The organism is Streptomyces sp. NPDC048211 (assembly GCF_043202315.1).
Lineage (GTDB): Bacteria > Actinomycetota > Actinomycetes > Streptomycetales > Streptomycetaceae > Streptomyces.
The window spans coordinates 212174-224386 of sequence record NZ_JBIDAD010000012.1 but is presented as its reverse complement, the minus strand read 5'-3'; the positions used below and the strand labels follow the sequence as shown (position 1 = coordinate 224386).

General features: G+C 71.3%; 13 protein-coding genes. 3 read left to right on the top strand and 10 right to left on the bottom strand.

Going from position 1 to position 12213, the window contains the following annotated elements; all coding sequences use genetic code 11:
* Positions 1-15: 15 nt before the first annotated feature.
* The 6 genes from ACGFZA_RS34530 to ACGFZA_RS34505 all read right to left on the bottom strand — a co-directional run bounded on the left by ACGFZA_RS34530 (position 16) and on the right by ACGFZA_RS34505 (position 5771).
* Positions 16-1284, bottom strand: coding sequence for a cysteine desulfurase (locus ACGFZA_RS34530; RefSeq protein WP_385285911.1), 1269 nt, complete (start codon positions 1282-1284; stop codon positions 16-18).
* Positions 1281-2045: a Fe-S cluster assembly ATPase SufC gene (sufC, locus tag ACGFZA_RS34525; RefSeq protein WP_393684357.1), complete on the bottom strand. Its 765-nt coding sequence runs from the start codon at positions 2043-2045 to the stop codon at positions 1281-1283. The genes ACGFZA_RS34530 and sufC overlap by 4 nt, the downstream gene beginning before the upstream one ends.
* A gap of 7 nt (positions 2046-2052) precedes the next feature.
* Positions 2053-2370, bottom strand: coding sequence for a bifunctional 3-phenylpropionate/cinnamic acid dioxygenase ferredoxin subunit (locus ACGFZA_RS34520; RefSeq protein ID WP_219570184.1), 318 nt, complete (start codon positions 2368-2370; stop codon positions 2053-2055).
* Complete coding sequence (sufD, locus tag ACGFZA_RS34515; protein WP_385285907.1) at positions 2370-3551, bottom strand: Fe-S cluster assembly protein SufD; 1182 nt, start codon at positions 3549-3551, stop codon at positions 2370-2372. Before sufD ends, ACGFZA_RS34520 begins: the two co-directional genes overlap by 1 nt.
* A 61-nt stretch (positions 3552-3612) precedes the next feature.
* A complete protein-coding gene (gene sufB, locus ACGFZA_RS34510; RefSeq protein ID WP_385285906.1) occupies positions 3613-5034 on the bottom strand; it encodes a Fe-S cluster assembly protein SufB in 1422 nt (473 codons plus the stop codon).
* A complete protein-coding gene (locus ACGFZA_RS34505; RefSeq protein WP_385285903.1) occupies positions 5031-5771 on the bottom strand; it encodes a helix-turn-helix transcriptional regulator in 741 nt (246 codons plus the stop codon). The genes sufB and ACGFZA_RS34505 overlap by 4 nt, the downstream gene beginning before the upstream one ends.
* Before the next feature lie 136 nt (positions 5772-5907).
* On the opposite strand from ACGFZA_RS34505, the gene ACGFZA_RS34500 reads away from it, so the two are divergent.
* The 3 genes from ACGFZA_RS34500 to ACGFZA_RS34490 all read left to right on the top strand — a co-directional run bounded on the left by ACGFZA_RS34500 (position 5908) and on the right by ACGFZA_RS34490 (position 8742).
* On the top strand, positions 5908-6855 hold the full coding sequence (locus tag ACGFZA_RS34500) for an ABC transporter ATP-binding protein (protein WP_393684353.1): 948 nt from the start codon (positions 5908-5910) through the stop codon (positions 6853-6855).
* Positions 6852-7619: an ABC transporter permease gene (locus ACGFZA_RS34495; protein ID WP_385285900.1), complete on the top strand. Its 768-nt coding sequence runs from the start codon at positions 6852-6854 to the stop codon at positions 7617-7619. Before ACGFZA_RS34500 ends, ACGFZA_RS34495 begins: the two co-directional genes overlap by 4 nt.
* 109 nt (positions 7620-7728) lie before the next feature.
* Positions 7729-8742: a heme A synthase gene (locus ACGFZA_RS34490; RefSeq protein ID WP_393684350.1), complete on the top strand. Its 1014-nt coding sequence runs from the start codon at positions 7729-7731 to the stop codon at positions 8740-8742.
* Between the two features lie 152 nt (positions 8743-8894).
* On the opposite strand, the gene ACGFZA_RS34485 is transcribed toward ACGFZA_RS34490, so the two are convergent.
* From ACGFZA_RS34485 to ACGFZA_RS34470, 4 genes are read right to left on the bottom strand one after another with little or no spacing between them, the layout of a single operon-like run.
* On the bottom strand, positions 8895-9899 hold the full coding sequence (locus ACGFZA_RS34485; protein ID WP_393684348.1) for a sugar kinase: 1005 nt from the start codon (positions 9897-9899) through the stop codon (positions 8895-8897).
* Entirely contained in the window at positions 9896-10765 is an 870-nt protein-coding gene (locus ACGFZA_RS34480; protein WP_393684346.1) for an SMP-30/gluconolactonase/LRE family protein, read from the bottom strand. Before ACGFZA_RS34480 ends, ACGFZA_RS34485 begins: the two co-directional genes overlap by 4 nt.
* On the bottom strand, positions 10762-11403 hold the full coding sequence (locus tag ACGFZA_RS34475; protein WP_385285894.1) for a bifunctional 4-hydroxy-2-oxoglutarate aldolase/2-dehydro-3-deoxy-phosphogluconate aldolase: 642 nt from the start codon (positions 11401-11403) through the stop codon (positions 10762-10764). The genes ACGFZA_RS34480 and ACGFZA_RS34475 overlap by 4 nt, the downstream gene beginning before the upstream one ends.
* A gap of 22 nt (positions 11404-11425) precedes the next feature.
* Entirely contained in the window at positions 11426-12208 is a 783-nt protein-coding gene (locus tag ACGFZA_RS34470) for a hypothetical protein (RefSeq protein ID WP_393684344.1), read from the bottom strand.
* Positions 12209-12213: the final 5 nt, after the last annotated feature.

Below are 12213 nucleotides of genomic sequence, written 5' to 3'. Positions count from 1 at the left end.
ACCCTCAGCCGCTGTCTAACCGAAAAAGTTCCGGACGTGGTTCAGACCGTCCACCAGGGCGTCGACCTCGGCGGGCGTGGAGTACAGATAGAACGACGCTCGCGTCGTCGCAGGAATTCCGTACCGCAGGCAGACCGGCCGTGCGCAGTGGTGTCCGACCCGGACCGCGATGCCCTCCTCGTCGAGCACCTGGCCCACGTCGTGCGGGTGGATGTCGCCGAGCGTGAAGGAGATCGTGGCGCCGCGGTCCTCCGCGGTGGCCGGACCGATGATCCTGAGGTCCGGGACCTCCAGCAGGCGCTTCACCGCGTATGCGGTGATGGCCTGCTCATGGCGGTGGATGTTCTCCATGCCGATCGCCGAGAGGTAGTCCACGGCCGCGCCGAGGCCGACGGCCTGGGCGATCGGGGGCGTACCGGCCTCGAACTTGTGCGGCGCCGGGGCGTACGTCGACGAGTGCATCGACACGGTCTCGATCATCTCGCCGCCGCCGAGGAACGGCGGCAGGTCCTCCAGGAGCTCCTGCCGTCCCCAGAGCACGCCGATGCCGGTCGGGCCGACCATCTTGTGACCGGTGAAGGCCACGAAGTCGGCCTGCAGCGCCTGCACGTCGAGCACCATGTGCGGTGCCGCCTGCGAGGCGTCGATGCAGACCAGGGCACCGACTTCCTGGGCACGCCGGACGATCTGCTCGACCGGGTTGATCGTGCCCATAATGTTCGAGACCAGCGTGAAGGAGACGATCTTCGTCTTCTCGGTGATGATCTCGTTGATGTTGGACAGGTCGAGCCGGCCGTCGTCGGTGATGCCGAACCACTTCAGCTTCGCGCCGGTGCGCTGCGAGAGCAGCTGCCACGGCACGATGTTGGAGTGGTGCTCCATCTCCGTGGTGACGATCTCGGTCTCGTGGTCGACCCGATAGGGCTCGTCGGCCCAGCCGAGCATGTTGGCCACGAGGTTGAGCGACTCCGAGGCGTTCTTGGTGAAGATCACCTCGTTGCGGCTGGGCGCGTTGATGAACGCGGCGACCTTGTCACGAGCGCCCTCGTAGAGCGCCGTGGCCTCCTCCGCGATCGTGTACACGCCGCGGTGCACATTGGCGTTGTGCCGCTCGTAGTACTCGTTGAGGGCATCGAGGACCTGGCGCGGCTTCTGCGAGGTCGCCGCGCTGTCCAGGTACACGATCTTCTTGCCGTCGTGGACCGTGCGGTCCAGGATCGGGAAGTCCTTGCGGATCGCCTCGGTGTCGAGGAGGCCGGAGAGCCCCGGTCGGGCATCAGTCACGCGGAAGCGCCACCCTTCACGTATGCCTCGTAGCCCTCGTTCTCCAGCTTGTCGGCGAGCTCGGCGCCGCCGGACTCGGCGATCCGGCCGTTGGCGAAGACGTGCACGAAGTCGGGCTTGATGTAGCGGAGGATCCGCGTGTAGTGCGTGATCAGCAGGGTGCCGACCTCGCCGGTCTCGCGGACCCGGTTGACGCCCTCGGAGACGATGCGCAGGGCGTCGACGTCCAGGCCGGAGTCGGTCTCGTCGAGGATCGCGACCTTCGGCTTGAGGAGCTCCAGCTGAAGGATCTCGTGGCGCTTCTTCTCACCGCCGGAGAAGCCCTCGTTGACGTTGCGCTCGGCGAAGGAGGGGTCCATCTGGAGGCCGGACATCGTCTCCTTGACCTCCTTCACCCAGGTACGCAGCTTGGGGGCCTCGCCGCGGATCGCGGTGGCGGAGGTACGCAGGAAGTTGGAGACCGAGACACCGGGGATCTCGACCGGGTACTGCATGGCGAGGAACAGGCCGGCGCGGGCCCGCTCGTCGACGGACATCTCCAGGACGTCCTCGCCGTCCAGGGTGACCGTGCCACTGGTGACCGTGTACTTGGGGTGGCCCGCCAGCGAGTACGCGAGGGTGGACTTGCCGGACCCGTTGGGGCCCATGATGGCGTGGGTCTCGCCCTGCTTCACGGTCAGGTCGACGCCCTTGAGGATCTCCTTCGTGGCGTTGTCGGCCTCGACGGTGACGTGCAGGTCGCGGATTTCAAGCGTTGCCATGGGTGACTCAGGACTCCTGGGTGACGGAGACGAGCACATCGTCCCCTTCGATCTTGACGGGGTATACGGGGACGGGGCGCGTCGCGGGAAGGCCGGACGGCTTGCCGGTGCGCAGGTCGAAGCTCGATCCGTGCAGCCAGCACTCGATCATGCAGTCCTCGACCTCGCCCTCGGACAGGGAGACGTTCGCGTGCGAGCAGATGTCGTTGATCGCGAACACCTCGCCCTCGGTGCGGACGACGGACACCGGCGTGCCGGCGAGCTCCACCCGCTTCGGGGTGTCGTCCTCCAGCTCGCTCAGCGCGCACGCCTTGACGAAGGTCATCAGACCGACGCCTTCAGCTCGGTCTCGATCTTGTCGAGGAGACGGGCTTCGACGTCCGGCAGACCGATCTGCTGGACCAGCTCGGCGAAGAAGCCGCGCACGACGAGGCGGCGGGCCTCCTCGGCCGGGATGCCGCGGGACTGGAGGTAGAAGAGCTGCTCGTCGTCGAAGCGGCCGGTCGCGGAGGCGTGGCCGGCGCCGACGATCTCGCCGGTCTCGATCTCCAGGTTCGGCACCGAGTCGACCCGCGCACCGTCCGTGAGGACGAGGTTGCGGTTCATCTCGTAGGTGTCGGTTCCCTCGGCGCGGGCCTGGATGAGGACGTCGCCGATCCATACGGCGTGGGCGCCGTCGCCCTGCAGCGCGCCCTTGTAGGCCACGTTGGACTTGCAGTGCGGGGCGTTGTGGTCGACCAGGAGGCGGTGCTCCTGGTGCTGGCCCTTGTCGGTGAAGTACAGACCGAAGAGCTCCGCCTCGCCGCCGGGACCCGCGTAGGCGATCCGCGGGTGAAGGCGGACGACGTCGCCGCCGAAGGTGACGACGATGGACTTGAAGGAGGCGTCGCGGCCGACCAGCGCGTTGTGCTGGCCGACGTGGACGGCCTGCTCGTCCCAGTCCTGGACGGAGACGACGGTCAGCTTCGCACCGTCGCCCAGGACGTAGTCGACGTTGGCGGCGAGCACGGTGTCACCGGTGTGGTCGATGACGACGACGGCCTCGGCGAAGGCGCCCAGCTCGATGACCTGGTGGCCGTAGGCCACACCGCCCTCGCCGTGCACGGCGATCCGGATCGGCTCGGTGAGCACGGCTTCCTTGGCGACCGTGACGACCGAGGCCTGCTCGAAGGACGAGTACGCCTGCGCGGCGACCCGGTCCACCGGCGTGCCGGCCTTGCCCAGGCGCGCGTCGTCGCGGCCGACGGTCTCGACCGTGACGCCCGCGGGAGCCTCGATGGCGACCTTCACACCGCTGCCGGTGGCGACGGCGGTGCCGTCGTGCAGCCCGCGCAGCCGCTCCAGCGGCGTGAACCGCCACTCCTCCTCGCGGCCGTGCGGGACCGGGAAGTCCGCGACGTCGAAGGACGGGGGCGCGCTCATGCGCGTGGCGACGGTCGACTCGGCGGCCACCGCGATGGAGCCGGCAGTGGTGGATCCCGCCGGGATGTTCTGAGCCTCAGCCATGGCTGTCGTAGTGCTCGCTTTCTCAGTCGGACAGATGTCAGGGGGGTCGGTCGTCGGCGTACTAGCCGACCGAACCCTCCATCTGGAGCTCGATCAGCCGGTTGAGCTCGAGGGCGTACTCCATCGGGAGTTCCTTCGCGATCGGCTCGACGAAGCCGCGCACGATCATCGCCATCGCCTCGAACTCGGTCATGCCGCGGCTCATCAGGTAGAAGAGCTGGTCCTCGGAGACCTTGGAGACGGTCGCCTCGTGGCCCATCGACACGTCGTCCTCGCGGACGTCGACGTACGGGTAGGTGTCGGAACGCGAGATGGTGTCGACCAGCAGCGCGTCACAGAGCACATTGGACTTCGAGCCGGGCGCGCCCTCGCCGATCTCGATGAGACCGCGGTAGGAGGTGCGGCCGCCGCCTCGCGCCACCGACTTGGAGACGATGTTCGACGAGGTGTTCGGAGCCATGTGGACCATCTTGGCGCCGGCGTCCTGGTGCTGGCCCTCGCCCGCGAAGGCGATGGACAGGGTCTCGCCCTTGGCGTGCTCGCCCATCAGGTAGACGGCCGGGTACTTCATGGTGACCTTGGAGCCGATGTTGCCGTCGACCCACTCCATGGTCGCGCCCTCGTAGGCGACGGCGCGCTTGGTCACCAGGTTGTAGACGTTGTTCGACCAGTTCTGGATCGTCGTGTAGCGGCAGCGGCCGCCCTTCTTCACGATGATCTCGACGACCGCGGAGTGCAGCGAGTCCGAGGAGTAGATCGGCGCGGTGCAGCCCTCGACGTAGTGGACGTAGGCGTCCTCGTCGACGATGATCAGCGTCCGCTCGAACTGGCCCATGTTCTCCGTGTTGATACGGAAGTAGGCCTGGAGCGGGATCTCCACGTGCACGCCCTTCGGCACGTAGATGAACGAGCCACCGGACCACACGGCCGAGTTCAGCGAGGCGAACTTGTTGTCACCGACGGGGATGACGGTGCCGAAGTACTCCTTGAAGAGCTCCGGGTGCTCCTTCAGCGCGGTGTCGGTGTCCATGAAGATGACACCCTGCGCCTCCAGCTCCTCGTTGATCTGGTGGTAGACGACCTCGGACTCGTACTGCGCGGCGACACCGGCGACGAGGCGCTGCTTCTCCGCCTCCGGGATGCCGAGCTTGTCGTACGTGTTCTTGATGTCCTCGGGCAGGTCCTCCCAGGACTCCGCCTGCTTCTCCGTGGAACGCACGAAGTACTTGATGTTGTCGAAGTCGATGCCCGACAGGTCCGAGCCCCAGTTCGGCATGGGCTTCTTGCCGAAGAGCTTGAGGCCCTTGAGCCGCAGCTTCAGCATCCACTCGGGCTCGTTCTTCTTCTCCGAGATGTCGCGGACGACGGCCTCGGAGAGGCCGCGCTTGGCCGCTGCGCCTGCCGCGTCGGAGTCGGCCCAGCCGAATTCGTACGTGCCCAGACCCTCGAGCTCAGGGTGGGCAGTCTCCGTAGGGAGCGTCATGCGGGGTTCCTCCCGGCCGTTCTTGCAGATGCTGAATCAGTGGTCTGTGGGGTGGGGTGGCCGCTGCGCGGAATGTACGTCGTACACACCCCGTCGCCGTGGGCGATGGTGGCCAGACGCTGCACATGGGTCCCCAGGAGGCTGGAGAAGAACTCCGTCTCCGCCTCGCACAGCTGCGGGTACTGCTCGGCGACATGCGCGACCGGGCAGTGGTGCTGGCACAGCTGCTCACCCTGCTGCGGGCCCGGCGCGCTGCGCGCCGTAGCAGCGTACCCGTCGGCGGACAAGGCCTTGGCCAGCGCCTCCGTACGGGATGCGGGGTCCGCGGCCTCGACGGCCGCGCGGTAGGCCGCCGACTGGCCGGCGATCCTGGCCCGGGCGAAGACCATGACCGCTTCATCGCCCGAGGTCTCGGCGATCCAGCGCAGGGCATCCGCGGCGAGCTGGTCGTAGGACTGGTCGAAGGCGTCCCGGCCGCAGTCGGTCAGGGCGAACACCTTGGCCGGCCGGCCCCGGGTCCGTGCCCCGTACACCCGCTGCTCGCGGGCCTCGACGACGTCGTCGGAGACGAGGGCGTCGAGGTGGCGGCGGACCGCCGCCTGGGTGAGCCCCAGGCGCTTCGCCAGGTCGGCGACGGTGGACGGGCCGTGGTCCAGGATGGAGCGCGCGACCCGGTTGCGCGTCGAGCGCTCTCCGGTCGCGAGTTCCTCCTGCGGAGCCTCGCCCTGGTATTTCACAACGCCATTGTTGCGTAATTCCTCCGCCTCTGACAACCACGGTCCGAAACGATCAAGGGTGTAATCCATCACTTAGGGTTACCTAATCAAGCCCCCGGACCGGGCCCCCGCGGACGGCTGCCTAGACTTACCGCCCATGAAGAGCGAGTCCGCCCCACCCCCCTCCGGCCCGGCTGTCCAGGTCCGCGGCCTGGTGAAGCGGTACGGCAGCAAAGCCGCGGTGGACGGCCTCGACCTGGATGTCCGGGCGGGTGCGGTCACCGCCGTCCTCGGCCCCAACGGCGCGGGCAAGACCACCACGATCGAGACCTGCGAGGGATACCGCCGTCCGGATGGCGGGACGGTCCGGGTCCTCGGCCTCGACCCGGTCGCCGACGCGGCGCGTCTTCGCCCCCGTATCGGCGTGATGCTCCAGTCCGGCGGCGTCTACTCCGGCGCGCGCGCCGACGAGATGCTCACCCACATGGCGAAGCTGCACGCCCACCCCCTGGACGTGGACGCCCTCATCGAGCGTCTGGGCCTGGGCGGCTGCGGCCGCACCACCTACCGCCGGCTCTCCGGCGGCCAGCAGCAGCGCCTCGCCCTGGCCATGGCCGTCGTGGGCCGCCCGGAGCTGGTCTTCCTGGACGAGCCGACCGCGGGACTCGACCCGCAGGCCCGCCGCTCCACCTGGGACCTCGTACGCGAACTGCGCGCCGACGGCGTCTCGGTCGTCCTGACCACCCACTTCATGGACGAGGCCGAGGAGCTCGCCGACGACGTCGCCGTCATCGACGCCGGCCGGGTCATCGCCCAGGACAGCCCCGAGGCCCTGTGCCGCGGCGGCGCCGAGAACACCCTGCGCTTCACCGGCCGCCCCGGCCTCGACCTCGGCTCCCTGCTGAAGGCACTGCCCGACGGCACGGAGGCGGCCGAGCTCACCACCGGCGTGTACCGCATCACCGGCGACGTCGACCCGCAGCTGCTGGCCACCGTCACCTCCTGGTGCGCGCAGAACGGCGTGATGCCCTCGGGCATCTCCGTCGAGCGGCACACCCTGGAAGACGTCTTCCTCGAACTGACCGGCAAGGAGCTGCGCGCATGAGCGCCGGTACGTACGCCCCCCGGCCGGGCGCCGCCCCGCTGCCCCGCATGATCGCCGCGCAGACCGCGCTGGAGACCCGGATGCTGCTGCGCAACGGCGAGCAGCTGCTGCTGACGGTGATCATCCCGACGCTGCTGCTGGTGCTGTTCAGCGCCGTCGACATCGTGGACACCGGCTCGGGCGAGTCGGTCGACTTCCTGACCCCCGGCATCCTCGCCCTCGCCGTGATGTCCACGGCCTTCACCGGCCAGGCCATCGCCACCGGATTCGAGCGGCGCTACGGCGTGCTCAAGCGGCTCGCCGCCTCGCCGCTGCCCCGCTGGGCGCTGATGACGGCGAAGACCCTCGCGGTGCTGGTCACCGAAGTGCTCCAGGTCGTCCTGCTGACGGTGATCGCTTTCGCGCTGGGCTGGTCTCCGCACGGCAACCCGTTCGCCGTGCTGCTGCTCCTGGTGCTGGGCACCGCCGCGTTCTCCGGGCTCGGTCTGCTGATGGCCGGGACGCTGAAGGCGGAGGCGACGCTGGCCGCCGCCAACCTGGTCTTCCTGCTGCTGCTGGTCGGCGGCGGGGTCATCGTGCCGCTGGACAAGTTCCCGGACGCGGTGCGGTCCGTACTGGGGCTGCTGCCGATCGCCGCTCTCTCGGACGGCCTCAGGGACGTGCTGCAGCACGGCGCCGCGATGCCGTGGGGCGACCTGGGGATCCTGGCCGTGTGGACGGTGCTGGGGCTGGGCGCGGCGGCGAGGTTCTTCCGCTGGGAGTGAGCCCGCGGGTGATCCGTACTTCCGCCGGGAGTGAGCCCGCGGGTGCGTTCCGTAGGCGGTTCGGGGTAATCGTCCCCCTCGTGAAAGCTTGCACAAGCGGCCCCCTACGATGGTGCGCGTGCCCAAGCTGACCCGAGCCGAAGTCGCTCAAGCCGTGCGGAACCCGCTCCTCTTCATCGCCGAGCGCTGGACGCCGTCCCCCCGGACCGTCCGCCGTGCGGCGATGTCGGCCGTCGTCATGGCCGTCGTCATCGTCGTCACCGGCGGTGCCGTGCGGCTGACCGGTTCCGGCCTCGGCTGCCCCACCTGGCCCAAGTGCACCGACGACAGCCTGACGGCGACCGGCGAGATGGGCTTCCACGGCGCCATCGAGTTCGGCAACCGGATGCTCACCTACGTCCTGTGCGCGGCGGTCGGATGGGCGATCATCGCCGCCCGCTCCGCCGAGCCCTGGCGCCGCAGCCTCACCAGGCTCGGCTGGGCGCAGTTCTGGGTGGTCATGGGCAACGCCGTGCTCGGCGGCATCGTGGTGCTCGTCGGCCTCAACCCGTACACCGTCGCGGCACACTTCCTGCTCTCCACCGCGCTGCTCACGATCGCCCTGGTGACCTGGCAGCGGGTCCGGGAGGGTGACACGGCACCGCGCCCCCTGGTGGGCAAGGCCGTCTCGCAGCTCACCTGGCTGCTGGCGGTCGCGGCGGGGCTGCTGATCGCGGTCGGCACGGTGGTCACGGGGGCCGGACGGCACGCCGGTGACTCCAGCGACGTCCACCGCATCCCGATCGACTGGAAGATGATCGCGCAGCTCCACGCCGACCTGGCATGGGTCGTGGTGGCGCTGACCGTCGCACTCTGGTTCGTCCTGAAGGCCGTCGACGCACCCGTGGGCCCCCTGCACCGCGCCCGGGACCTCTTCCTGATCCTGATGGCGCAGGGCGTGATCGGGTACGTGCAGTACTTCAACGACACCCCCGAGATCCTGGTCGGGGCGCACATGCTCGGTTCGTGCCTGGTGTGGATCGGCGTGGTCCGCGTCCTGCTGTCACAGCGCGAGCGGCCGGAGGCCGTGGCCCCGCTGCCCGGCCCGGCGGCCGAGCGGCCGGAGCCGGCGACGGCGGGCTGAGCCGCCCGTCCCCCATGGTCCACGAGGTCCGGCCCGTACCCCCGCTCGGGGGTACGGGCCGGACCTCTTCCGTCCCCGCACGGCCTGACCTGCGCGGCCTGACCTGCGCGGCCTGACCTGCGCGGCCTGACCTGCGCGCCAGGACGGTGCCCTCAGCTCCCGCCCGTTCCCGCGGCCCATGCGGCCGGCCCCGCGTCCAGCAGCTCCGCGAGCCGTGCGGGGTCCGGCAGGGGGCCGTGGTCGCCGGTGACCCGCAGCGCGGCTCCCGCGGTGAGGTGCCCCCGCCGCAGTGCCCGTACGGTGTTCTCTCCGCGCAGCAGGCCGGCGAGGAACCCGGCGGCGAACGCGTCGCCGGCGCCCACCGGTTCGACGACCTCGACCCTGGGCGCCGGCACGGTGTGCGCCCGGTCGCCCTCGAACGCGGTGGCGGCCCGTCCGCCGTCCTTGACGACCAGGATGCGCGGCTCGGGCAGCAGTTCCCGTACGGCGGCCGCGTCGGCCAGTTCCCCGCCCCACAGGGCCTGGGCCTCGTCCAGACCGACGAAGGTGATGTCCGCCTGCCGGGCGAGGGCGAGCAGGACCCCGGCCGCCGTGCCCTGCGCCCACAGGGCGGGGCGGTGGTTGACGTCGAAGCTCACGGGGCACGGCCGCTCGTCCACCGGGGTGTCCAGCAGCGCGGCGACCAGCTCGCGGCAGCCCGCCGAGAGCGCCGGCGTGATGCCGCTGAGGTGGATGAGCCCGGCCGTGCGCACGGCCTCGTCGTCCAGCAGTTCCGGGGTCAGGGCCGAGGCGGCGGAACCGCGGCGGTAGTAGTGGACCCGCGTGCCGTCGGTGCCGGGGTCCTTGACGAGGAGACCGGTCGGACGGAGCGGGTCCGTCCGCACGCCGCTGACATCGACTCCGGAGGCGGCCACCTCGCCGCGGATCCGGCGGCCGAAGGGGTCGTCGCCGAGGGCGGAGACCCAGCGGGCGGGTACGCCGTGGTCGGCGAGGTACATCGCCACATTGGATTCGGCGCCCGCGACGCGGACTCCGAGCCGGTCGGCGTCCTCCAGCGGCGCGGCGGGGTCCGGCACCAGCGCGGCCATGGTCTCGCCGATGCAGGCCACCGGGGGCCGGACGGGCCACGGACCCCGCGGACGGTCGGTCGCGGTCATGCGGCACTCCCCTGCCGGTAGGCGGCGGTGGGCGGACCCGGTACGTCGACCCGTACGCGGAAGACCGCGCCGTCCAGCGGCCCGGGTGCGGTGAGTCCGTGCCGGGCACTGGTGACGTACAGGGTGTCTCCGTCGAGGCAGAGCCCGGCGGGCTGGACCGCCGGCAGCGCGATCCGGCGGTCGGGAGTGCCGTCGGCGCGGTAGCGGCGGACGGTTCCGGTGCCCCAGACGGCAGCCCACAGACCGCCCTCGGCGTCGACCGCCATGCCGTCCGGACTGCCCTCCTCCAGCACGGCGAAGGTGTCCGGCGCGCCCGGCAGGCCGCTGTCCGGGTCGACGGGGTAGCGGCGGACGACGCCCTTCGCACTGTCGGCGAGGTACATCGCGCGGCCGTCCGCCGTGAAGGCCGGACCGTTGGGCACGGTGAGGTCCCCCAGGACCCGCTCCACCGTGCCGCCGGGGCCGACCCGGTAGAGGGAACCCGCGCCCTCGGCCCCGTCGTACGCCATGCTGCCCGCCCAGAACCGGCCCTGGGGATCGGCGGTGGCGTCGTTCATCCGCATCGCGGCGGCGGCCCCGTCCTCGGGCCGGGCGAGCCACTCGGGGCGGCCGTCCGGACCGATCAGGCAGATGCCGGTACCGGCGGCCGCGATCCAGTGACCGGGACGCCCGTGAACGGGGGCGACCGCGCCGAGCGGTTCAGGGAGCCGGGCCAGTTCGGTGAGCGGGGCGGTGCGGTCGTCGGGGCCGGAGAGCAGCCGGCCGGTGAGGATGTCGACGAGGACGACACGGCCGTCGACCACCCGGATGCCCTCGCCCAGCTCCAGGCGGTCCGGCCACTGCGCGGCCGGCGCTCCGGCCGTCATCGCCCGGCGTCCGCGGACGGACGTACGGCGTCGAGGAAGGCGCGGGTGCGCTCGCGCAGCGCGTCGGTGCTGCCGCCGTCGGCCGCGTCGCCGATCAGCGGGGAGCCGACGCCCACGGCGGTGGCGCCGCGGGCGAGATAGGCGCGGGCGGCCTCGGCGTCCACTCCGCCGACCGGGACGAACGGCGCGTCGGGGAAGGGCCCGCGCAGCGCCTTGAGATAGCCGGGGCCGCCTGCCTGCGCGGCGGGGAAGAGCTTGAACGCGTCGGCGCCGAGGCGCTGCGCGGCGACGATGTCGCTCGGGGTCATCACACCGGCCAGGACGGGCAGCCCGAGACGCTTCGCCTCGGTGACCCCCTCGCAGACGGCGGGGGTGACGACGAAGTCGGCGCCCGCGTCGTGGACGGCGGCCGCGTCCGCGGCGGTCAGGACGGTGCCCGCGCCGAGCGGTGCGGCCGGGCCGAGGGCGGCGCGGGCGCGGCGGATGACGTCGAGTGCGTCCTGTCCGCTGAGGGAGACCTCGATGAGCGGGAGTCCCTCCTCGGCCAGGGCGAGGACGGTTCTGAGTGCGGCGTCCGCGTCGGCGCCGCGCACGATGGCGACGATCCGGTGGGTGCGCAGTGCGGTCAGCAGCTCCACGGGCGGGGTTACCTTTCCTTGCTTACTTCTGTACGGGTGTGGTGTGTGCGGTGACGGTGAGACGCCAGCGCACCTCGCCGCCGGGTGGGACGAGTGCCGCGTCCGCGTCCCCGGCGGCCGCCAGTCCGAAGACCCGGCCGAGCATCGGTTCGACACCGACGGAGCGGTACGGCGTGTGCGCGGGGAAGCCTCCGAGGTTGCGCCACAGCGCGACGGACACCGGCTGTCCTCCGGCCTCGACGGTCATCCGCAGGACCGACGGGCCGTCGTGGACCTCCACCTGCCGAGTGTCGACGATCGCGCCGAGGGCCGTCCCGTCGTCCGGGCCGAGCCGGTCGAGCCCGGCGGGCCAGGAGCAGGGTGTCCACCGCGCGCCGCCGTCGGGGTAGCGGCGGACCTGCGCGCCGTCCCGGATCCCGATGCGGGCGCCCGGCGCGAGGTCGAGCAGGGCGTGGGCGGCCCACAGGAAGCGGTAGCCGGGTTCCGCGGTGAGACGGTAGTCGGCCACCGCCGCGTCCCCGTCGGTACGGATCAGCCGGCTGATCCGGAAGTCGGGGCAGTCGGCCGTCTCGGTGCCGTCGGCCCCCCGCCGCCAGGGCCGGGACCACGCGTCGCCGTGGTCGGGAGTGCCGCGTACCGTCGGCACGCACTCCTCCAGACCTCCGGCGTCGGCGAAGGCGTCGCCGGGACGGACGCCGGGGCGGCGCGGCTCCGGGCGGTGCCAGAGCCATTCACGGCCGGCCGCCCGCAGGGAGGTCCACCGGCCGCCGTGCTCCGGGTCGGTCTCGATCCGCACGGGCGTCACGGCGC

Excerpts from the sequence above, each read along its gene's own strand:
- sufC (WP_393684357.1), bottom strand. The coding sequence starts at position 2,045 with ATGGCAACGCTTGAAATCCGCGACCTGCACGTCACCGTCGAGGCCGAC.
- ACGFZA_RS34520 (WP_219570184.1), bottom strand. The coding sequence starts at position 2,370 with ATGACCTTCGTCAAGGCGTGCGCGCTGAGCGAGCTGGAGGACGACACC.
- sufD (WP_385285907.1), bottom strand. The coding sequence starts at position 3,551 with ATGGCTGAGGCTCAGAACATCCCGGCGGGATCCACCACTGCCGGCTCC.
- sufB (WP_385285906.1), bottom strand. The coding sequence starts at position 5,034 with ATGACGCTCCCTACGGAGACTGCCCACCCTGAGCTCGAGGGTCTGGGC.
- ACGFZA_RS34500 (WP_393684353.1), top strand. The coding sequence starts at position 5,908 with ATGAAGAGCGAGTCCGCCCCACCCCCCTCCGGCCCGGCTGTCCAGGTC.
- ACGFZA_RS34495 (WP_385285900.1), top strand. The coding sequence starts at position 6,852 with ATGAGCGCCGGTACGTACGCCCCCCGGCCGGGCGCCGCCCCGCTGCCC.
- ACGFZA_RS34490 (WP_393684350.1), top strand. The coding sequence starts at position 7,729 with ATGGTGCGCGTGCCCAAGCTGACCCGAGCCGAAGTCGCTCAAGCCGTG.
- ACGFZA_RS34485 (WP_393684348.1), bottom strand. The coding sequence starts at position 9,899 with ATGACCGCGACCGACCGTCCGCGGGGTCCGTGGCCCGTCCGGCCCCCG.
- ACGFZA_RS34480 (WP_393684346.1), bottom strand. The coding sequence starts at position 10,765 with ATGACGGCCGGAGCGCCGGCCGCGCAGTGGCCGGACCGCCTGGAGCTG.